The 21,439-nt window shown below is 57.8% G+C and carries 18 protein-coding genes; 7 read left to right on the top strand and 11 right to left on the bottom strand.

What is annotated here, in order from left to right; genetic code table 11:
- Positions 1-7: 7 nt before the first annotated feature.
- The 4 genes from ACLTXB_RS06200 to ACLTXB_RS06185 form a co-directional block, all read right to left on the bottom strand.
- Positions 8-763, bottom strand: a complete 756-nt coding sequence (locus ACLTXB_RS06200; protein WP_428226414.1) for an ABC transporter ATP-binding protein — start codon at positions 761-763, stop codon at positions 8-10.
- Positions 756-1,781: a FecCD family ABC transporter permease gene (locus ACLTXB_RS06195; RefSeq protein ID WP_428226413.1), complete on the bottom strand. Its 1,026-nt coding sequence runs from the start codon at positions 1,779-1,781 to the stop codon at positions 756-758. The genes ACLTXB_RS06200 and ACLTXB_RS06195 overlap by 8 nt, the downstream gene beginning before the upstream one ends.
- Positions 1,747-2,721 carry an ABC transporter substrate-binding protein gene (locus tag ACLTXB_RS06190; RefSeq protein ID WP_428226412.1) on the bottom strand — a complete coding sequence of 325 codons (975 nt, stop codon included), beginning with the start codon at positions 2,719-2,721 and terminating at the stop codon, positions 1,747-1,749. The genes ACLTXB_RS06195 and ACLTXB_RS06190 overlap by 35 nt, the downstream gene beginning before the upstream one ends.
- A gap of 196 nt (positions 2,722-2,917) precedes the next feature.
- Positions 2,918-5,203 carry a hydratase gene (locus tag ACLTXB_RS06185; RefSeq protein WP_428226411.1) on the bottom strand — a complete coding sequence of 762 codons (2,286 nt, stop codon included), beginning with the start codon at positions 5,201-5,203 and terminating at the stop codon, positions 2,918-2,920.
- A 169-nt stretch (positions 5,204-5,372) separates the two neighbouring features.
- Between ACLTXB_RS06185 and ACLTXB_RS06180 the strand changes: the two genes are divergently transcribed.
- Complete coding sequence (locus ACLTXB_RS06180) at positions 5,373-6,314, top strand: LysR family transcriptional regulator (protein ID WP_428226410.1); 942 nt, start codon at positions 5,373-5,375, stop codon at positions 6,312-6,314.
- Here ACLTXB_RS06180 and ACLTXB_RS06175 read toward each other — a convergent pair.
- Complete coding sequence (locus ACLTXB_RS06175) at positions 6,302-7,219, bottom strand: LysR family transcriptional regulator (RefSeq protein ID WP_428226409.1); 918 nt, start codon at positions 7,217-7,219, stop codon at positions 6,302-6,304. The two genes, ACLTXB_RS06180 and ACLTXB_RS06175, sit on opposite strands and share 13 nt — an antisense overlap.
- Positions 7,220-7,383: 164 nt before the next feature.
- On the opposite strand from ACLTXB_RS06175, the gene ACLTXB_RS06170 reads away from it, so the two are divergent.
- The 3 genes from ACLTXB_RS06170 to ACLTXB_RS06160 are packed head-to-tail and all read left to right on the top strand — an operon-like array spanning position 7,384 to position 10,827.
- Complete coding sequence (locus ACLTXB_RS06170; protein WP_428226408.1) at positions 7,384-8,247, top strand: DUF6282 family protein; 864 nt, start codon at positions 7,384-7,386, stop codon at positions 8,245-8,247.
- A 24-nt stretch (positions 8,248-8,271) separates the two neighbouring features.
- Positions 8,272-9,582, top strand: coding sequence for an SLC13 family permease (locus ACLTXB_RS06165; protein WP_428226407.1), 1,311 nt, complete (start codon positions 8,272-8,274; stop codon positions 9,580-9,582).
- A gap of 30 nt (positions 9,583-9,612) precedes the next feature.
- A complete protein-coding gene (locus tag ACLTXB_RS06160) occupies positions 9,613-10,827 on the top strand; it encodes an NADP-dependent isocitrate dehydrogenase (RefSeq protein WP_110440951.1) in 1,215 nt (404 codons plus the stop codon).
- Between the two features lie 57 nt (positions 10,828-10,884).
- Here ACLTXB_RS06160 and ACLTXB_RS06155 read toward each other — a convergent pair whose 3' ends face one another.
- The 3 genes from ACLTXB_RS06155 to ACLTXB_RS06145 form a co-directional block, all read right to left on the bottom strand.
- Positions 10,885-12,510 (bottom strand): ABC transporter ATP-binding protein, encoded by a 1,626-nt coding sequence (locus ACLTXB_RS06155; RefSeq protein ID WP_428226406.1) that lies wholly within the window; start codon positions 12,508-12,510, stop codon positions 10,885-10,887.
- A 3-nt stretch (positions 12,511-12,513) separates the two neighbouring features.
- Positions 12,514-14,343 (bottom strand): ABC transporter permease, encoded by a 1,830-nt coding sequence (locus tag ACLTXB_RS06150; protein WP_008980279.1) that lies wholly within the window; start codon positions 14,341-14,343, stop codon positions 12,514-12,516.
- Positions 14,344-14,482: 139 nt separating this feature from the next.
- A complete protein-coding gene (locus tag ACLTXB_RS06145) occupies positions 14,483-15,853 on the bottom strand; it encodes a hypothetical protein (RefSeq protein ID WP_151075552.1) in 1,371 nt (456 codons plus the stop codon).
- Between the two features lie 209 nt (positions 15,854-16,062).
- Here ACLTXB_RS06145 and ACLTXB_RS06140 point away from each other — a divergent pair, with 209 nt between their 5' ends.
- The 3 genes from ACLTXB_RS06140 to ACLTXB_RS06130 are packed head-to-tail and all read left to right on the top strand — an operon-like array spanning position 16,063 to position 19,537.
- Entirely contained in the window at positions 16,063-17,091 is a 1,029-nt protein-coding gene (locus tag ACLTXB_RS06140; protein WP_428226405.1) for an ABC transporter substrate-binding protein, read from the top strand.
- Entirely contained in the window at positions 17,088-18,800 is a 1,713-nt protein-coding gene (locus ACLTXB_RS06135; protein WP_428226404.1) for a sensor histidine kinase, read from the top strand. The genes ACLTXB_RS06140 and ACLTXB_RS06135 overlap by 4 nt, the downstream gene beginning before the upstream one ends.
- Complete coding sequence (locus tag ACLTXB_RS06130) at positions 18,797-19,537, top strand: response regulator transcription factor (RefSeq protein ID WP_110440947.1); 741 nt, start codon at positions 18,797-18,799, stop codon at positions 19,535-19,537. The genes ACLTXB_RS06135 and ACLTXB_RS06130 overlap by 4 nt, the downstream gene beginning before the upstream one ends.
- Positions 19,538-19,582: 45 nt before the next feature.
- Here the strand turns inward: ACLTXB_RS06130 and bcp are convergent, their stop codons facing one another.
- The 3 genes from bcp to ACLTXB_RS06115 all read right to left on the bottom strand — a co-directional run bounded on the left by bcp (position 19,583) and on the right by ACLTXB_RS06115 (position 21,281).
- Positions 19,583-20,041, bottom strand: coding sequence for a thioredoxin-dependent thiol peroxidase (gene bcp, locus ACLTXB_RS06125; protein ID WP_008980284.1), 459 nt, complete (start codon positions 20,039-20,041; stop codon positions 19,583-19,585).
- 5 nt (positions 20,042-20,046) lie between these two features.
- On the bottom strand, positions 20,047-20,796 hold the full coding sequence (gene yaaA / locus ACLTXB_RS06120; RefSeq protein ID WP_428226403.1) for a peroxide stress protein YaaA: 750 nt from the start codon (positions 20,794-20,796) through the stop codon (positions 20,047-20,049).
- A gap of 80 nt (positions 20,797-20,876) precedes the next feature.
- A complete protein-coding gene (locus tag ACLTXB_RS06115) occupies positions 20,877-21,281 on the bottom strand; it encodes a DUF5655 domain-containing protein (protein ID WP_428226402.1) in 405 nt (134 codons plus the stop codon).
- Between the last annotated feature and the right edge of the window lie 158 nt (positions 21,282-21,439).

Genomic DNA, 21,439 nt, shown 5'->3' with positions numbered 1-21,439 from the left:
CCTCCTTTCAGTCGTAGTAATAGCGCCAGCCGTTCGGGGTATCCACCCGGCGGATATGAGCCTGGAACACCTGGTCCAGGGCACCGGACTGGAAGACTTCCTCCGGTGAGCCCTGCTGTACCATTTGCCCTTCCTGGAGCAGAACGCAGCAGTCGGAGAACCGCAGGGCCAGACACAGGTCATGAAGGACCAGGACCACCGCGGTGCCCTGCCCGGCCATCTGTTGGGCTACGGCCATAAGACTCAGCTGGTGCTGAATGTCCAGATAGGTGGTGGGCTCGTCCATCAGGATGGTCTGGGTCTCCTGGGCCATAGCCATGGCCAGATAGACCTTCTGGCGCTGGCCGCCGCTGAGACTCTGTACGGGGCTGTCCGCCAGTTCCCAGGCGTCCGAGCGCTCCATGGCGCGCCGGGCGGCCTCATAATCTTCCTTGCGGTAGCGTCGGGGATAGGAGAGGTAGGGAAAACGGCCGTGGAGCACCATCTTCCGGGCAGTGATGTTGGGGATGGTGCGGGATTGAGGCATATAGGTGATTTTCTGGGCCATCTGGCGGCGGGTCAGCTCCTTGACCGGTACACCGTCCACGGTGATCTGACCGCCGGCCATGGGATGGAGCCCGGCAATCGTGCGCAAAAGGGTGCTCTTCCCGCTGCCGTTGGGGCCAAGCAGAGTAAGCACCTGACCGGGGCGCAGGGCGAGAGAGATGTCCTCTACTACCAATTTGGAGCCGTACCCGGCGCTGACATGTTGAAGCTCAATCATGGATGCGGCCTCCTCTCTGCCGAAGAAGCAGCCAAATAAAGAATGGCCCTCCTGCCAGGGACAGTACGATGCCTACCGGGACCTCAAAGGGGGCAAAGAGCAGCCGGGCGGCCAGGTCGCACAGGGTGAGCAAAGCCGCACCTCCCAGGGCACAGGAGAGAAGCAGCGGACGGCTGTCTTCCCCGATACAGCGGCGCATGATGTGGGGCACAATAAGTCCCACAAAGCCTAAAAGGCCGCAAAAGCTGACAGCAGCTCCTGCCAGGGCGGCAGCCAGGGCCAGAAAGAGCAGACGAAGCTGTTTGACCGGAAGTCCCAGGCTGCGGGCTGTATCGGAACCCAGGGCGAGAATGTCCAATTCGCTGGTCAGAGACAGCAGCAGGATCATGGCAACCAGGATGACCCAGAAAGCGGGGCGCAGCTTGTCAAAGGACAGATTGGTCAGGCCGCCGATGCGAAAGTCGGAATAGCCCAGGACCGCATCGGGAAAGAAGGTGATCACCGCGTCAATGCCTGCGCTGAAAATGTTGGATACCGCCACACCGGCCAGTACCAGGGTGATGCGGCTGGCTCCTGTGCGCTCTGCGATGAACAGAACCACCAGTACCCCCACCAGGGCTCCAAAAAAGGCGGCCAGAGGGGTCAGCCACAGGGCATAGGGGGCCACAGCCCCCACCAGTACCACCATGAGCCCGGCCCCGGAGTTTACCCCGATAATGTTGGGGGCGGCCAGGGGATTGTGCAGTACGCTCTGGATCACGGCACCGGACACCGCCAGGGCCATCCCAGCCAGCAGGCACCCGGCGGTGCGGGGCAGGCGGGCCAGCAGTACGATTTTGGCCTCCGTTGTACCGGTCAGCTGTCCCAGCAGGATTTTGGGCAGCAGAGCAGGGGAGACAAACACCGGACCAAAACAGATGCTGGCCAGAGCGGTCAGCACCGTGAGCAGGATCAGAAATCCAAATACCTTGACGGTACGGGAATTACTGCGGATAGAGAATGTCTGCCAGTTTTTCATAGGCTTCCCCCCAGCGCGCGTTGGGTTTCAGATTGTACAAAGAGTGCTCCAACGTATAGAACCGTCCCTCCTGTACCGCACGCAGGCTCTGCCAGGCGGGATTGGACAGAAGCGTGCGTTCCAGAGTCTGCTGGGCGTCGGTGGGATCAGAGCCCTGGAGGACTACAAAGATGTAGTCGGGATCGGCGGCCATAATGGCTTCCAGGCTCAGGTCCTCCAACAGAGCGCTGTCCTGGTCGGCCACATTGATGCAGCCCAGGTCGGCCAGCATTTCGCCCAGCAGAAAGTCCGTGCTGCCCTTCACTTTACAGCTGGAGCCGGTGGCGCGCATACAGAGAATGGTGGGCTGAGAGCCGTCCTGACGGGCCACCGCCTGATCGATTTCCTTGCCGATCTCCTCGCCGTACTGGACATACCGCTCCGGGCATCCGGTGAGCTGGGTACAGATCTCCAGCATGCGCAGATAGTCGGTAAAATTCTGAATGTCAAAATAAGCAACCGGAATGTTGGCCTTCTCCAGGGAATCCTTCATGTCCACATTGGCCGTAGTGTTGCAGCTGGCCAGGACAAAATCGGGCTGGGCAGAGAGAAGCACTTCAAAGTTTGGCTCCTTGATGGCACCCAGGTCCAAAACCGACTCATCCAGTCCCAGGTCAAAGGAAGTCCAGGCGTCGTTGGCAGTGGCCACCAGGGTGGATTGTCCTCCGGCCAGACACCAGATATCGGCGAAGCTGCCGATGAGAGCGGCCACTCGCTGGGGATGATCCACCGTGACCGTGCGGCCCAGATCATCGGTAAAGGTGACAGCCTGGGATTGAGAGGAAGAAGTATTGGAAGTGGAGCTGTTGCTCTGGGCGCTGTTAGATGAAGCAGGAGCGCAAGCAGTAAGGGAGCAGACTAACAGGATAGCCGCCAGGGGGCGAAGTACAGTTCGATTCATGAAGAGGCCTCCTAATGTGATTTCGGTTCATTTGATCACAGTGGGAGCATGGCCCCCTCTTCTGTGTCACTCACAATACTACTATATTTTTGTTTGGTTCGTCAATTTTTCTTTTCTAATCAGTAGGATTTGAATTTCAGAAGGAAACAAAAATCCCCGGAAGATACGAAAACAGTATCTTCCGGGGACAAACAGATTATTTCCGAGCAGAGTGCTGGTAGTAATTGATGAGACAGCCGTCGGCTAGGATCTGGCGCTCGGGTGCCGTGAGATGGCCCAGGGAGACGTGGAAGGAAGTAACCGTTCCGTCATGAACGGCGTAGGCGGTGGCCTCCTCGCCGCCCTCCAGCAGTACTTTGCGGATACCGGGGACAAAGACCCAGTCGCCGTTTTCCACCACATCGGCGGACTTGACCAGGAAGGGCAGCATGCCCCAGTTGATGCAGTTGGAGCGGTAGCGCTTGGTAGCGTACTCCAGAGCCAGGTTGGCTCCGGCGCCCAGCACCCGTTGGCAGGAGGCAGCCTGCTCCCGGGCAGAGCCGTCACCGGGCTTGTTGGCATAGATGGTGCTGGCGATGACGGTGTTGGCGGGATCGACATTGAGACCAGAAGTTTTCAGGGCCTCGTAGACAGAGGCAACCTCGTCGCCCGTGGCCTTGCCGGCTTCCCGGTTTTTTTCCAGAGCAAGGATAGCCTTGGCACGGCCTACATACTCCGGGTCCTTCCGGGACAGGGTGAACTCAGCTAGGCGCAGGGGGTTGGAGCGGTAAGAGGAGGTCTCGCCGGAGGGAATGAGCTCGTCGGTGGTGGTGACGGGGTCGGTGATGTGGCTGACTACCTTCAGCAGGATGTCGTCGCTGAGGGCAGGCATCTTGGGCCAATCCTTGATGTTGGGGCCAAACTTCAGTTCAGCCTCTGGTTCCGACTTGCCCCAGCCGTTGTACACCCGCTTGGCATACACGCCGCCGTCAAAGTGGTAGGCGGGGATAGAGTAGTCCACATCCAGCTCGGTGGCGGCAGTGAGGCGGCCGCCGTTGCGGGCGGTGGCGGCGATGGAACGGGCGTCCATCAGGGCGACCCCGGCCATCTGGCCCTCGCCGGGCTTGGAGCCTTCCCGGTTGGGGAAGTTGCGGGTGGTGTGGCGGATGGAGAACTCGCCGTTGGCGGGGGTGTCGCCCGCACCGAAGCAGGGACCGCAGAAGCACTCCCGGATGATAACGCCGGACTCCACCAGCTTGGCAATGGAGCCATTCTTCACCAGTTCCAGATAAGCGGGCATGCTGCCGGGGTAGACGCTCATCTTGAACGTGCCGTTGCCGCAGCTCTGACCCTCCAGAATGTTGGCCACGGCGCACACGTTGTCATAGGTTCCGCCGGAGCAGCCGGCCACGATGCCCTGGTCCACGTAGATGTGGCCGTCGGCGTGGAGCTTGCTCATAAGATCCAGATGGGCGGTCTTGGCGATCTGGCTGTTGGCCCGCTCCTCCACCAGGTGAAGAATGTCGGCGGCATTCTCCTGGAGTTCTCTAATGGTGTAGGTGTAGCTGGGGTGCATGGGCATAGCGATGGTGGGCTCCACGGTGGACAGGTCCACATATACGCAGCCGTCGTAGTAGGCCACATCGGCGGGGGTAAGCTCTTGATACGCCTCAGGGCGGCCGTGGAGAGTAAAGTAGTCCTTCACCTTTTCGTCGGTGGTCCAGATGGAGGACCAACAGGTGGTCTCGGTGGTCATCACGTCAATGCCGTTGCGGAACTCCACAGGCAGGTTTTTGACGCCCGGTCCCACAAACTCCATCACCTTGTTTTTTACATAGCCGCACTCGTACACCTTACCGATGATGCTCAGGGCCACGTCCTGGGGACCGACCCCATTTTTGGGCTCGCCAGTGAGATAGATGGCGACGACCTCCGGATAGGCAATGTCGTAGGTGCGGCCTACCAGCTGCTTGGCCAGCTCGCCGCCGCCCTCGCCCACAGCCATGGTGCCCAGGGCGCCGTAGCGTGTGTGGGAGTCGGAGCCCAAGATCATCCGTCCGCAGCCGGACATCATCTCTCGGTTGTAGCTGTGGATGACGGCTAGGTTGGTGGGGACGTAGATACCACCGTACTTTTTGGCGGCGGACAGGGCGAACATGTGGTCGTCCTCGTTAATGGTGCCGCCTACGGCGCACAGGGAGTTGTGGCAGTTGGTGAGCACATAGGGCAGGGGGAACTCCTTCATGCCGGAGGCCCGGGCGGTCTGGATGATGCCCACATAGGTGATGTCGTGGCTGGTCATGGAGTCAAACTTCAGGGAGAGCTGCTCCATGTCATCCACGGTGTTATGGGTCTTCAGGATGGAGTAGGCCATGGTGCCCTTCTTGGCCTCATCTTTGGAAGGAACGCTGCCCAGGCGGCCGGTGAGCTGCTGATGGTCAGTCTCATCTATCACAGTCTTGCCATGGAGCAGGTACACGCCGTGTTCGGACAACTGGATCATAAAAATTTCCTCCTCACGCAGTGCTTTTTATGGGAATCTGGTCCGCTTTGTGATCAAAATTATAACAACGGCGTTGTAAAGAATCAAATTGGGGTTTATAATACAAAATATAGGTTAGACCAATGCAATTCGTTATTATCAATAAAGATATGCTATGTAAGGAGAGAGCATGGAACTGGAATTTAAGGATATTGAGTACCTGTGCGCCGTGGAGCAGCAGCGGTCCATTACCAAAGCGGCACAGTCCCTGTTTATTACTCAGCCCACCCTCAGCCAGTATTTAAAGCATCTGCAGGAGAGGTTGGATATGGCGCTTTTCCATGTGGAAGGCAGAAAGATTCGATTGACTCCGGAGGGTGAAGTACTGGTCCGAGAGGGGAAAAAGCTGCTGCACCAGCGGGAAGAAATGATGGCAGCTATGAACAGTGTCAATGAGACCGGTTGCGGTCTGCTGCGGCTGGCCGTGCCGGTAGGCCGGGGAAGCCACATCATCCCCACCTGCATCCCGCCCTTTCACTGGCGTTTTCCCAAGGCGGAAATTCGGCTGACTGAGGGGCACTCCAAGGAGCTGGTCAATCAGGTACAGGCGGGGGCCTGCGATCTGGTGATCATCAACAAACCAAGCTTTCCCATCCATCTGGAGTATGAGACGCTGGGCTACGAAAAGATGATGTTGGTGGTGGGCAGCGATACCCCTTGGGCAGACTATGTCCGCTACGACCGGGATGGCCAGGCTCACATCGGGCTGGAGCGGTGTGCGGATATGCCCTTTGTGCTCCATCTGCCCAGCCAGCACACCGGACAGATCGAGCGCCAGCTTCTTCATAATGCGGGAATCAAGCCAAAGGTGATTTTGGAGACCCAGAACCTGGAGGCCTCCTACCGTCTGGCGGCCTGCGGCTATGGAGTAACGTTTTTGTCAGAATATCATATCAATCGCCTGACAACAGGAGGAGAAACCTGCAACTGCGTTTTGGATGATCCACTCAGCCAGATGGAGATCATCATTGGATACCGGCGCAAGGAGGATCTGTCCTTCCTGGCCAGGGAGTTTTTGAACACTGCCCGACAGGCGTTGGCGCGTCCCAGGCTACGGGATCAAGGTGTCTGATAGTATTGCTTTAAGGTGTCGGCCAGGGCGAGGGCGGCTCGGGAGCGATAGTTCCCAGGGGGAAAGGCCAGTCCCAGATCCAGAAAGACCCCTTCCGCTCCAATAGAGTAGTACTGCGTGTGGGGGTAGTCCTCCCGGCAGGAGCGGTAGGTAAATGCAATGCCCAGACCAGCCCTGGCCATGGCGGCGGCAAAAGGAGCGGTGAGATTGCCGTTTCGCACCTTAGGTACCAGTCCGCGCTGGGAGAAAGCCGCCCGGCTCAGGGAGCCAAGAATGGTGTCATAGTCGCTGAGGATGTAATCGTAGGCCATGGTATCTTCCACATCAACATAGCGGCGTACCTCTCCGGTATCCAGCACACATTCCCGACTCAATGCGTTGACAGGGTGGTCGTGGGAGACCACCAGAAGGATCTCATCCTGCAGCAGCAGATCCACCTGATCTTTGAGCTTCACCGGGGGGAGGGCAATCAGCGCCAGATCCAGCTGCCCCTCAATGAGCAGCTGTTCCAGTGCCATGCTGTTTTCCTCCCGAATCTCCACCTGGATATTGGGATAGCGTTGGCAGAAGCGGCACAGGGCAGGAGGAAGCAGATAGCCGCCCCGGAAAGTGCTGATGCCAAAATCCACCCGGCCGGCCTCCAGATTTTCCATGTCCTGGATCATCTGCTGCGTTTGGTGATATTCACCCAGTATTTTCTGTGCCCGCTGGATCATCAATTCTCCTGCCTGGGTGGGGCGCACTCCGGTGGAGGTGCGGGTAAAAAGCTTGCCGCCCAGCTCGTCCTCCATGAGACGCAGAGCCTGACTGAGGCTGGACTGGGACATAAACAGTCCCTGAGCGGCCTTGGAGATGCTCTTTGCCTGGGCAATGGCAAGGAGATAGTGCAGATCTCGAAATTCCATAGAAGTTCCTTTCTTAGCTCCCATCGGTTTTTCCGATGGGAGCTATTAAATTATAGCCGCTTCCGAAATAACAGATGTAGTATATACTGAAACATAGAAGAAACACAAGGGAGAATTCGAGTGAATTTGCCCAAAAATAATTTACAGGGAGAGGAAGCGGACACATGAACAAAGTATCTCTGCAAGGCGTTATCGACATGCACGTGCATACCAATCCGGATCTGCGCCACCGGGCTTACGACGACTTTGAGCTCACCGATGCGGCAGTGCGGGTGGGAGCCAGAGCCATTGTCATCAAAACCCATCAGGGTATGACCATGGACCGGGCTTACCTGTGTAACGCCTACAACCAGCGCGTCAACCACGGCAACAACAACTTTACTATGTTCGGCAGCATTACCATGAACAAGGTCATCGGCGGAATCAACCCCGTGGCGGTGGAAACTGCCTTGAAGCTGGGCGCCAAAGTAGTTTGGCTGCCTACCGCTTCCGCCCGCAACCACATTGAAAAACTGAATCTGGATATGAAGAAGTGTGTGGAAGTCGTCCGGGACGGAAAAGTAGTTCCTGAGATGAACGATGTGTTCCAACTGGTCAAGGACTACGATGCGGTGCTGGGCACTGCCCACGTCTCTCCGGAGGAGTGCTTTGTGGTGGTGGAAGCCGCCCGTAAGGCCGGAGTCAAGAAGATCGTGGTCACTCACCCGGAGTGGTGGCTTGTGAACATGAGCGTGGAGGATCAGGTGCGTATGGTCAAGGACTACGACGTCATCCTGGAGCGCTGCTACGCCCAGAACATGGGCGGCGGCAAGTACAAGAGCAACCTGCCCTCCAACCTGGAGATCATCCAGACCGTGGGTTATGAGCACGTGATGGTGGATACCGACGGCGGCCAGGTGGAGAACCCCCACTGGGAACTGGCGCTGCAGGAGTACATGCAGTATCTGGTGGACCACGGCATCCCCGAGGAGCAGGTTTACCATATGACTCATACCATTCCCGCCGGGCTGCTGGGCCTGGAGGACTGAGAAGAAACAGGGAGGTAATTTGCTGTGAGTATTTTGATCATTGCAGCCATCGCCCTGGCCGTAGTGCTGGGGTATAAGACCAAGATCAACACCGGCTTTTTCTGTATCGCCTTTGCCTATATCATCGGTTGCTTCATGCTGGGCATGAAGACCAAGGAGCTGATCGCTGAGTGGCCCACCAGCACCATGTTCGTGATCCTGGCGGTCTCCCTGTTTTATAACTTTGCCGCCGTCAACGGAACGCTGGAGAAGATGTCCAGCAGCCTGCTGTACGCCTGCCGCCGCTTCCCCGGGATGCTGCCCTACGCCCTGTTCCTGGTGGCTGTGGTCCTGTCCGTAATGGGTGCGGCCTACTTTACGGTTCTGGCCTTCCTGGCTCCTATCACCATGGCCATCTGTGAGGAGTCCAAAATGGACAAGCTCACCGGCGCGGTAGCCATCAACTGCGGCGCTCTGGCCGGCGGTAACTTCCCCACCGCGGCTCTGGGTGTGGTGTTCCGCGGCCTCATTGATACCGCCTACGAGGCGGACCCCTCTCTGACTCCTCTGGACTCCTTCTCCACCGAGATGACCATCTTTGGCTTTGCCATCGTATTCTCTCTCATTCTGATTACCATTTTCCGCTTTGGCTTTAAGGAGAACCGGAATATCGGCAAGGGTATTACCTTCCGCAAGCCTGAGCCCTTTGAGCCCAAGCAGCGCACCACTCTGAACCTGATGATCCTGATGATGGTGGTGGTTCTGGTCTTCCCCGTGCTGAAGATGATCCTGCCCTCCAACGAGCTGATCGCTTCCATCAGCGGCAAGATCGATGTGGGTCTGGTGGCTATGATCTTTACCGTTATCGCCCTGCTGCTGGACCTGGCTCCTCAGAAGGAGATCATTGCCAAGGTGCCCTGGAACACCATCCTGATGATTGCCGGTGCCGGCATGCTCATTGCAGTCGCTGTGGAGGCCGGTACCATTGAGCAGCTGTCCGCCTGGATCGGCGACAACGTGCCTGTCTTCCTGGTGCCCATTGCCTTCAGCATCGTGGCCGCCTTCATGAGCTTCTTCAGCTCCACCACCGGCGTCGTCACCCCCGCTCTGTTCCCCCTCATCCCCGCCCTGGCCGCCTCTACCGGCCTGAGCCCCGCTGTTCTGTTTGCCTGCACCGTTCTGGGTGCCCAGAGCAGCGCCATCAGCCCCTTCTCTTCCGGCGGCAGCCTGATCCTTGGCTCCTACGGCAACGACGAGGAGCGCAACAAGCTCTTTAACCGCCTGCTGTTTGTGGCTGTGCCCATCAGCGTGTGCGTCAGCGCGGTATACAACTTCGCTGTGGCTATGATCCTGTAAAATTACTTCTAAACTATTGGAGGTTTGACCATGAATAAGATCCAGATGACCACCCCTCTGGTGGAGATGGATGGCGACGAGATGACCCGAATCCTGTGGAAGGATATCAAGGACATTCTTCTGCTGCCCTATATTGACCTGAAAACCGAGTACTATGACCTGGGCCTGCCTGAGCGGGACCGTACCAATGACCAGGTGACCGTGGACTCTGCCCTGGCCACCCAGAAGTACGGCGTGGCGGTGAAGTGCGCCACCATCACCCCCAACGCCCAGCGCATGGACGAGTACAAGCTCCACCAGATGTGGAAGTCCCCCAACGGCACCATCCGGGCCATTCTGGATGGCACCGTGTTCCGTACTCCCATCATGGTCAAGGGGATCTCTCCCGTGGTAAAGAACTGGAAGAAGCCCATTACCATCGCCCGCCATGCCTACGGCGATGTGTACAAGGCCACCGAGTACCGGGTGCCCGGCCCCGGCAAGGCCGAGCTGGTTTTCACCGACGAGCAGGGCAAGGAGCTCTCCCGCCAGACCGTCTATGACTACGAGTGCCCCGGTGTGCTCCAGGCTCAGTACAACAAGGACTCCTCCATCTACTCCTTTGCCCGCTCCTGCTTCCAGTTTGCTCTGGACAGCAAGAAGGACCTGTGGTTTGCTACCAAGGACACCATCTCCAAGAAGTATGACCACACTTTCAAGGACATCTTCCAGGAGGTGTTTGACAAGGAGTACAAGGAGAAGTTTGACGCCGCCGGCATCACCTACTTCTACACCCTCATCGATGACGCAGTAGCCCGGGTCGTGCGCTCCGAGGGCGGCTACATCTGGGCCTGCAAGAACTACGACGGCGACGTGATGAGCGACATGGTCTCTACTGCCTTTGGTTCTCTGGCCATGATGACCTCTGTGCTGGTCTCTCCCGACGGCAAGTACGAGTATGAGGCCGCCCACGGCACCGTCACCCGCCACTACTACAAGTACCTGAAGGGCGAGACCACCTCTACCAACCCAATCGCCACCATCTTTGCCTGGACCGGTGCTCTGCGCAAGCGGGGTGAGCTGGATGGGCTTCAGGACCTGTGTGCCTTTGCCGACAAGCTGGATGAGGCCTGCATCGCTACTATCGAGGGCGGCACCATGACCAAGGACCTGGCCGGCCTGTGGGAGGGAGATATTCCCGCCAATCCTGTGGACAGCCGGGCCTTCCTGGAGGCCATCCGGGATCAGCTGGAACAGCGGCTGTAAGAAACATAAAAAATTGGGACGGAAGCATTGCTTCCGTCCCAATTTTTTATGTCGATATTATGCTTCAAATTCCAGGCTGCCTACCGCAATGCACTGGCCGCTCTTGCGGTCAAAGAGCATGATGTTCTTGCCCGAGATGGACAGGGGAGCCTTGGCACCGATGGTGAACAGGGAACTGCCAAAGATGACGCCGGTGAGCAGGAAGTCATCAATGCGCACCTTGATGGTGGATTCCATACCGGTGGGCATGGCGCCGTAGATCTCACCTTCCAGACAGCTGTCATCCACGATGTCCAAAAACTCTGGCCGGATGCCCAGTACCAGGTCCTCGTTGGTGAGCACCGGCTCCTCACGCAGGGAGTCATCGTACTCTACCACCGTGGAGATGTGGTAGCGGAAGGTCTCGTCCTTGTTTCCCTTTTCCACGTAGGACTTCTGGGCGGCTTTTTCTTTGTGTGCAGCTTCCTGGGCGGCCTGCCGGGCGTCCCGGTCCAGGAACCACTGGTTGAGGTCCAAGCTCTCCTTGGGATGGAAGGTGGCCTTCCGTCCGGCAAACACGGTCAGATCTACCGCGCCGTCGGGGCGCTGGGCTCCCTTGGCCTCCACAAAGTTGATGGAGGGGTTGCCCACAAAGTCGGCCACAAACAGATTGTTGGGCCGGTTGTATACGGTGAGGGGAGCGTCGTACTGCTGGAGTACGCCGTTATTGATCAGGCAGATCTGGGTGGCCAGGGTCATAGCCTCCATCTGGTCGTGGGTGACGTAGACGAAGGTGGAACCGGTCTCCACGTGCAGGCGCTGCAGCTCGTAGCGCATCTCCAGGCGCAGCTTGGCGTCCAGGTTGGAGAGAGGCTCGTCCATAAAGAGCACGGTGGGCTTGGGGGCCAGGGTGCGGGCGATGGCCACGCGCTGCTGCTGGCCGCCGGACAGCTCCGCCGGGTAGCGGTCCATGAACATGCCGATTTTCACGATGCGGGAGACCCGGCGCACCGCCAGGTCGATCTCCTCCTTGGAGAGCTTGCGGACCTGGGTGACCACCTGACCGTTCTGCATGACCTCAAAGTTTCCGTTAAGGGTCTGGGACTTCCGGGCAGAGTCCACTTTTGCGCGGAGAGAGGCGATCTCGCCGGACATATCCTTGCCCTGCTCCAGGTGATAGCCGTAGAGCTTTTTGGCGGTGTAGATGGACAGAGTAAAGGCATCGATGAGCTTGATATAAGCTTTCTTCTCATCGATCTTGCCCTTCTTGTCCCGGCAGTCCTCCAGGATCTTAACTACCTCACCGGGATTTTCCAGAATTTCCGCCAGGCGGGCAGCGTTTTTGGATTCAAAGTCCACGGTGGGGAGTTCTTCCTTTATGTTGGACAGACCAAAGGCGATGTTGTCGTACACCGTCATGTTGGGCCACAGGGCATAGTTCTGGAAGAGAAAGCCCACTTTGCGCTTGTTAGCCGGGACGTTGATGCCCTGCTCGCTGTCAAAGACCACTTGGTCGCCGATGGTGATGCGGCCGCTGGTGGGGGTCTCCAGGCCGGCGATCATACGCAGGGTAGTGGTCTTGCCGCAACCGGAGGGACCCAGCAGGGTGACGAAGGAGTTGTTTTCAATGACCAGGTCCAGGTCGTCTACGGCGTAGAATTTGCCCCAGCGCTTGGTCACGTGTTCTAATTTGATCTCAGGCATGGTTTAACCTCCTATTCCCTTATCCAGGCTGGCCCCGGTAACCTTGTTGACGATGGTGTTGCACACCAGGATGGTGACGATCAAAATCAGGTTGATGCCGCTGGAGAAGGCGTACAGACCCATCTCGTCGAAGTAGTCCAGGGTGGTGGAGAGGATGAACCCCTGCACGCACAGCAGCATGAACAGAGACAGCTCACGCAGACAGGTCATAAAGGGCAGCAGATAGCCGCTGATGATGGACGATTTCTGGATGGGGATGATGATGCGGGTCATTCGCTTGATCCAGGGAATGTTCTGGATGATGGCTGCCTCCTCAATTTCACCGGAGAGCTGAAGCATGGAGTTGAGGGAGCTGCGGCTGGCAAAGGGGATGTACTTGATGGTGCCGACGATGATCAGAATGGTATACGTGTTGAACAGGTTGATGTGTTCGTTGGAGAATAGGATAAAGAAGGCCACACCCACCGCAATGGAGGGCATGAGATAGGGGAGAAAGGCCACGGAATTTACATAGTTGGCCCATTTACTTCGTCGGTTTTTGGACACGGCGTAACCGATGAGAGTACCGATGGTGCCCGCCAGCAGAGCGCAGCACACGCTGACCCAGATGGTGCCCTTAAAGGCGTTCCAGATGGTCTCGTTGTGGAGGATACCCTTCTGGCCGTACATGCCGTTTTCGGTGATATTTTCATCGGTGACCCACCACTTGGTGGTGAGGTTATCCGTGTCGCCGGTGTAGAGAAAGGAGTAGTCGCCGGGGTTAGGCAGGAAGGTCTCAAAGGCGAAGGAGACGATGGGGAAGATGCTGGTGAAGAAGGTGACGACGACCAGCACCAGGGCGATGACGTATTTTCCTACCCGGCCCAGGTTGATCTTGGAGATCTGACCGGACTTGCCGGTGACGGTGGTATAGTTTTTGCGGCTCTGGAGGCTCAGCTGGTTGAGCAGCATAATAGCCACGCCGAAGACCATCATGATAATGGCCAGGATGCTGGCCTCGCCGGTGTACTTGGAATTGAGGGAAATATACTTGGTAGCCAGGGTGGTCAGGCCCAAGTAATGGGGCACCGGGTAGGAGCCCATGGCACTGCCGAAGACCAGCAGGATGGTGGAGAGGATGGCGGGCTTGACCATGGGGAGGGTGATGCGGCACATGATGCGCCACTTGGGGGTGTCCAGAATGGTGGCCGCCTCTTCCAGGTTGGCGTCCATGTTGCGGAAGATGCCGCCAATAAGGATGTAGGCGAAGGGGGCGTAGTGCAGGCCCAGCACCACTAGGCTGGGGAACAGGCCTTTGCACCACCACAGGGGCATGTTGATGCCCAGGGTGGCGGCCAGCAGGCCGTTGGAGGTTCCGGTGACGGCGTTGGAGTTGAACATGTTCTGCCAGACTACCGCCAGAGTCCACTGGGGCATGATGTAGGGGAAGATGAAAATGGAACTGAGGTATTTGCGCCAGGCCAGATTGGTGCGGGTGACCAAAAAGGCGAACAGGCCACCGAATACAATGGATACCACGCAGGTCCCCACTGCCAGCCAGATCGTGTTGAGCAGGGGGGTCCACAGGTTGATCATGGCCTTATCGCTGGTGAACAAGTCGATGTAGTTGACCACCGTATACCCCGAAGCCTTTCCGGTGAGGTAGGCGTCGATGGTGCCGGGGTGGATTTTAAAGGTGTCCTCCACAATGGCGATGATGGGGGCCACCGTGCTGAAGGTGAGCACGATGCCCATCAGCAGCAGGATCACGTTGTGGGGTTTGGAGAAAAAGGTTTTGATTTTATTCCGACGCACGGCGGACCGATTGGTCCGGGCAACGGTGATCTGATCCATAACAGGCTCCTTTCTGCCGGGATGGAAAGCGCCCTTGGATGCGGCGGATGTCACGCGCGTCCAAGGGCGCCTTGATCTGCTTTTACATTACCGTTTGGGGAAGCAGGGCCCGGACAGGCGAATGGTTCCGGGAGAGAAATCAGCCGGCACTGTACTTATCCAGCATCTCGATCCAGCTGCCCACGGTGAAGGAGACAGAGGCGCAGTACTCGGGGTCCTCCAGCACCAGCTTGCCGTCCTTGGTCCACCAGTCGTAACCCGCGTCGTTGAGGGCTGCGAACTCCACGGTGGTGCCGTCCTCGGCCATGCCGCCGGTCTGGTGGTGATAGATCTCCTCGTTCTCAGCCGCCACGGTGGGGTTGGAGGAGTAACCGCCGATGTCCTTGCCCCAGGCAGAGAAGCCGTCCTCGGTGCAGGTCATGTAGGCGATGAAGGCGCAGGCGGTCCAGGGCAGAGGGCTGTTGTCGGTGACAAACAGGTAGTGGCAGTAGCCAAAGCCGCCGATGCCGGTGTAGCCGTCGTTGTAAGCGGCCACGGTGATGTTGTTCTTGGAGACGGAGGCGGACTCCTCCACGCTTCTCAGCTTGGAGTACACCAACAGGCCGAACTGATCGGTGGCGGACTTATCAACCAGCGTGGTGCAGATGGGGCCGTCATCGGTCTGGGCGTTGTAGCTGCCAACCCAGAGCTTGATCCAAGCCAGAGCGTACTTGCCGTTCTCGCCCAGGTTCAGGCTCTCAGCCTCAGAGGCCATGGCGTCGATGGTGGGCTGGAAGTAGGCCTGCTCGTCGGCAGAGAGGGCATCAAAGGCCTCCTTCAGCCAGGTGGCGTAATCGTCCCGGGTGAGCATGTACAGGAAGTTCTTGCCCACGATCTCGGAGTCGATGTCCATGAACAGACCGTGCTCGCCCTCGGCCACGAAGTCCCAGCAGTTGTCGTAGGTCTTGGAGCCGGTGTTATTGTACATGAAGATCTTGTTCAGAGTCTGCAGGGGCAGGAAGCCTTCATACTCCTCGGCGGTGGTATTGTTGGCCTCGGCCCATTCCTTGGGAATGAAGGTGTCCAGAATGCCGGTCTGGACCATCTTGGACTCGATCTGGTTACCGTCCTGAATGAGGGTCATGGCAAAGGTGCCGGTATCCTTCAGCGAGTCAGAGGTGAGCTGATCGAAGATCTTGTTGTTCTTGGGCTGCTGCCAATCAAACTCCATGGTGTAATTGGGGTCGATGGTCTGCAGGTACTCAATGAACAGGGGAAGGGCGCTCTTGCCGCGGCTGGAGTTGCCCACGCCGTAGAAGGTCTTGCCGTTGGACTCCTCGATAGCCTTTTTGGCCAGTTCCTCCAGGGTCATGCCCTGGGCCTCCTGAATGATCTTCTGAGTCTCGGAGAGCTCTGTGGGAGCTTTGGAGCCGGAGCCGGACCCGGAAGTGCCGGAATCGTTGGTCTTACCGCAGGCCACCAGACTTAGGCTGAGGGACGCGGCCAGAAGCAGGGACAGTGCTCGTTTCATGATGTTTCCTCCTTTGTAAAAAATAACAAAAACACTTGGCTTACCGCCACGTTCTATGGTACTTTTATTGTATTCGGGGCGAGTCCAAATGAACAGGGGACAAAACTGCGTTTTTTTATGAAGGACTGAGAATCTTGTGAAAATTTAATGAAAGAGCCTGGAAAAACGTGCTATAATTAGATGAATTTCTAAAAGGGGAGGGCCTGCAGGTGAATAGGAGACGAACCGGCGCCCTATTGGCGGCGCTGCTGTGCCTGCTTACAGGGTGTGCCGGAAGCACGACACCGGCGGATACCTCATATATGCCGCCGGAGGAGGAGCGCCTGGTTATCTATACCTCCCACAAAGAGGAAGTGTGGTGGCCCATCGTCAAGGAGTTTGAGGAGCGCACGGGAATCTGGGTGGATGTGGTCACCGGCGGCAGCAGCCAGCTTCTGGAGCAGATCCGGCAGGAGCGGGAGGCTCCTCGGGCCGATGTGATGTTTGGCGGCGGCGTGGAGAGTCTGGAGTCCTATTCCGACTGTCTGGAGCCCTACGCCTGTTCGGAAAAAGCGCAGATTCCGGAGCGATACCGTTCGGAGAAGGACCTTTGGACGCCGTTTTCTTCCCTTCCTGTGGTGCTGATCTATAATACCAAGCTGGTTGACCCGACTTGGCTCACCAGCTGGTCCGATCTGCTGTCCGACCGGTTTCGGGGGAAAATCGCCTTTGCTGACCCCAGTGTGTCCGGGTCCAGCTTCACCAGCCTGGTGACCTACCTGGATGCCATGGAGCAGCCTCCGGAGAAATGTCTGCCTCAGCTGGCGGCCAGCCTGGAGGACCGGCAGCTGGACAGCTCGGGAGATGTGCTCAGCGCGGTGGCCCAGGGCAGCGACTGGGTAGGCATTACTCTGGAGGAAACGGCCCTGCAGTGGATCGCAGCAGGGGAGGACCTGGGGATGGTCTATCCTTCCGACGGGACTAGTTCCGTTCCCGACGGTTCTGCCCTGGTGGCCGGGGCGCCCCACCGAGAGAATGCAGAGAAGTTTTTGGATTTTACCGTCAGTCTGGACGTACAGCAGCTGCTGGCCCGGCAGTTTTACCGCCGTCCGGTGCGTGAGGATGTGGAGACTGGGAAAACCCTGGTTCCTCTGTCTGAACTTAAGCTGGTGGACTACGATGTGGAGTGGGCCAGCCGGGAGCGGGAATCCCTGCTCATGAGCTGGGCTTTCTATCTGGGTGGGGAGGAGGAGTTATGAGAACATCCATGCCCCATTCCTTCCGCCGACGGCTGTTTGTGGCCTTTTTAGCGGTGTCGCTGGTACCCCTGCTGCTGTGCTCGGCTATGCTGCTGCAGATCTTTCGCCTGCGGATGACCGATGCGGCCCAGGCGGAGGCGGCGGGCTATCTTACCGGAGCGGCCCACATTCTGGACACGACCTACGAGGGACTCTCCAAAGCGGCCAGCCAGATCCGGGGGGACCGGGTTTTTGTCCAGATGCTGCAGGAGCAGGACGCTCAGGATACCCAGGTGTACAGCCGCCTGTTCAGCGCCACCCAGGAGAGCCGAAGCTATGCCCGCTTTGATCTGTATGACGCCCAGGGAACCTGGCGCTATTCCACCCACAATGCGCCCGATCAAAAGCAACTGCCCACCAACTGGGGGGTGCTTCAGCAGGCGCGGGAGCAAACAAAGCTGGAACTCATCGCCTGTCAGGATGTGACCCAGACCAACCAGCCCATGCTTCAGGGGGCAGTATGTCTGGAGGACCGGGACGGTCAAACGGCGGGCTATTTGGTAGTCAGCCTGTACCAGAGCGGTCTGCGCCAGCTGATGGAGGGAGCCTATGGAAATCAGAACGACCTGATCCTGCTCAGTCATTACTGGCGGCCGGTGTATTGTGCCCAGCCCAGTCTGGCCAGCTCTCTGGCCCCTGTTTTGCGTCAGCGGCTATTGGCGGGGCAGCCTCTCAGCGGCAGCGGGGATGAGTTCTCCTATCAGGTGGAATACCACCAGCCCACCGGACTCTATTTGGTGTTGCGAACGCCCCAGGCCCTGAACCGCACCACCATGGGCCTGCTGTATACTGTCAGCGCCTTCTGTGCGCTGTTTTGTATCGGAATCTCTGTGTTGATGAGCCTAAAGCTCAGCCGCCAGATGTTCCGCCCCATCCAGCGTCTGCGCACCGCCATGGATGAGGTGGTGCAGAATAATCTGAACGTTCAGGTGCCGCCCGGCCGGGATGACGAGCTGGGCGAGCTGGCCCGGCGGTTTAACGGAATGGTGCAGGCGTTAAAGCGCAACCAGGAAGAACTGGTGGAAAACCAGCGGGAGCTTAACCAGGCGCAGATCCGCATGCTCCAGGCTCAGCTCAATCCCCATTTTCTCTGTAACACCCTGGACACCATGAAGTGGATCAGCAAAATCAACCAGGTGCCCCAGGTGGCCCTTATGTCCACCAGCTTAGCGGATATTTTGCGTTTTTGCATTTCGCCCGACGAGTTTGTCCCTCTGCGCCGGGAGGTGCAGATCGTAGAGCGGTACATTGAGATCCAGACCATCCGCCTGTCCGGAGGGTTTCAGTTCCATACGGATATTCCGGAAGAGCTGGAGGACTGCCTGTTACCTAAGATGATGCTGCAGCCCATCGTGGAAAACGCCATTCTCCACGGCCTGGAGGAGAAAAAGGACGGAAGCATTACTGTGCGTGCCCGCCAGTGTTCCGACACCATGCTGGAACTCACCGTAGAGGACAACGGCAAGGGGCTGCCGCCTGAAATGGCGGGAGCCTATGCACACCGGGACCGGGAGCTGTCCCGAGGCCATTTGGGCCTTTATAATGTGGATACCATTTTGCGTAAGTATTACGGGGAGGAGTCCGGGTTGTATCTGTCCTGTGGCCCGTCGGGCCAGGGCGCGGTGATCTCCGCTACCCTGCCGCTGCGAAGGGAGGAAGAAACGTTATGATGAAGGTGCTGGTCGTGGAGGACGAGGAGATGATCCGCAAGGGCATCGTGTTGGCAGTGGATTGGGCCGCTCTGGACTGTGTGGTAGTGGGCGAGGCCTCCAACGGAGAAGAGGGACTGCAGGCCGCTGAGCGCTACGCCCCCACCCTCATTATCACCGATCTGAAGATGCCCAAAATGGACGGAATCGAAATGCTGCGCCGTCTGCGGGAGGCGGGAAACAACGCCTTTGTCATCATACTCACCGCCTACGACAGCTTCGCTTACGCCCAAAGCGCCCTGCGCCTGGGAGCAGTGGACTTTCTTCTCAAGCCGTTTCATGATGGGGAGCTGGAGCAGGCCGTGCAGGCTTTGCGCCGCCGTATGGAACCATCCCAGGGGGAGCCGGCCATCCCGGGGCTGAAAAAGGGAGACAAGAGCAAATATGTGCTCCAAGCGATGAGCTATATCGGAGAGCATTACGACAACCCCAACATTACGGTGGCGGAAATTGCCCAGTCCATCGGCATCAGCGAGGGACATCTGAGTCATACCTTTAAGAAAGAGACCGATTACACTTTGCTCAATTATCTCACCCGCTACCGCATCCACAAAGCGATGGAGCTGCTGCGGGACTGCCGGGTCAAGGTATATGAGGTGGCCCAGCAGGTGGGGTACAAAGATATCACCTATTTTTCCGCCACCTTCAAAAAGGTGGTGGGCATCAGCCCCTCGGAATATCAGGATACCAGCCATTAAAAAAACAGATCGGGCAAAAGCCCGATCTGTTTTTTAAAACAAACCTTATTGATTTAAAAGCTCCAGAATTTGCGCGGCATTGGTGTCCGGCTTGACCTTAGGCATAACTGCCTGGATCATGCCCTGCTCATCGATGAGATAGGTGGAGCGTACCACTCCCATGCTCACCTTGCCATACATCTTTTTCTCCTGCCACACGCCGTAGGCCTGGAGCACCGTGAGCTCTGGGTCGGAGAGGAGCGTGAAGGGCAGGGTATACTTATCGGCAAACTTCCGGTGGGAGGCGGTGGAGTCCTTGCTCACGCCAATGACCACGGTGTTCAAAGCCTTGAACTGGCCAAATGCGCCGGCAAAGGCACAGGCCTGGCGGGTGCAGCCGGGGGTGTTGTCCCGGGGATAGAAATAGAGCACGACCTTCTTGCCCAGAAAATCAGACAGGGAGACAGGATTGCCATCCTGGTCAGGGAGGGTAAATTCGGGGGCTTTCGTTCCAACTTCCAACATTGGGTTTATTCTCCTTCCGTATAAAAAATCAGTTCGGTGGGGGTAGAGGCGCTCGGGTCAAACCGGTAGCCCAGCCCCTGAAAGGCGGGCAGGTCTTCCCGGCGGGTGATCTGGTTTTGAGCCAGCCAGCGGACCATCTCGCCTCGGGCCATTTTACATTGTGTGCCTCGCTCGGCCAGCTTGCCGCCCTTCCAGATGCCGAAACGGCAGGTGATTAGTTCCGTCCCCTGGGGCAGGTGGGGGGCAACGGCGCGACTATACTCCTTGGAGGCCAGGTTCAGCACCCAGCCGTCCTCCTCAGCCAGCGTTTGTGCCAGACGGTCGCCCCAGAATTCATACAAATTCTTTGCCCCTTCCACAGCCAGCTTGGCCTGCATCTCCAGCCGATAGGGGGTGACGCCGTCAAAGGGACGAAGCACCCCGTAAAACCCGGAGAGGATACGCAGATGCGCCTGGAGGTAGTCCAGAGCCTGGGATTCCAGCACGCCGGGGGCCATGTACTGGTACTGGATCCCCTGGTAGGAGAGAATCGCGGGGGTGAGGTCACCCTCCAGCTCCATGGTCTCCAGCCGCTGGACATTGAGACGGGCGATAGCGTCGTTGCAGCCCCAGAGACGCTGGAGTTCCTGGGGCGACATGGCCCGCAGGACCTTCAGAAGTTGTTTGGTCTGGGGCAGAAACTGGGGAACTGAACGGGGAGCCAGGCTGTCCCGGTCCTCCACCATTTTTTTCGCAGGTGAGATGATAATTTGCATATGTGGTCCTCGTAGTGTTGGGATAACAGACGGCTGTGCGCCTTGCCAAGGCGGCCGGTCTGCCCTATACTGGATATAACTCAGCGCCGGAAGCCTTTGATCTGGCAAAACTGATACGCCTGGGAGAGCCAGTCCAGCAGTTTGCCGTCAATCTCCTCCGGTTGGGAGACCACCACATGGTGGGTCCAGCGGTTTGGGTAGGGCTCCACCGCTACGGCGATGCGGGGAGAGATCACCTGCCGCTCCAGGCCGAAGGTCACCAGCAGACATTCCCGGGGCCAGTCCTTTTTCCGGCGTACCGAGATAGAGGCAGCGGCAAACAGTTTGGGGCAGTAAAAGCTGATTTGGCTTTTTTGTACCTTGACCGAAGCGTCGGGGAAGGCCTGTTCCACGGATTCAAATAACCTCTGATAGAGGGAGAACTCCCGTGGTTTGCCGTCAAAGTAGAACAGCAGATCACTTTCGTAGTGCTCCGGACGGTTCATCCCATATGCCTCCTTTGTCCCGGGCTGTTGGAGCCATTGTACCACAGAACGCAGGACATGGGAAGCAGATAAAAGAGTCCATATTATTGGACTTGATCTTTGCTAAACTAAAAGCAACGATACCGTACAGCAGATGAGACGGGAAGAAAGGCAGGGAG

The sequence above is a fragment of the Flintibacter sp. genome (assembly GCF_046973065.1).
The sequence above is the reverse complement of the archived record's forward strand: the minus strand, read 5'-3'. Positions and strand labels throughout refer to the sequence as shown.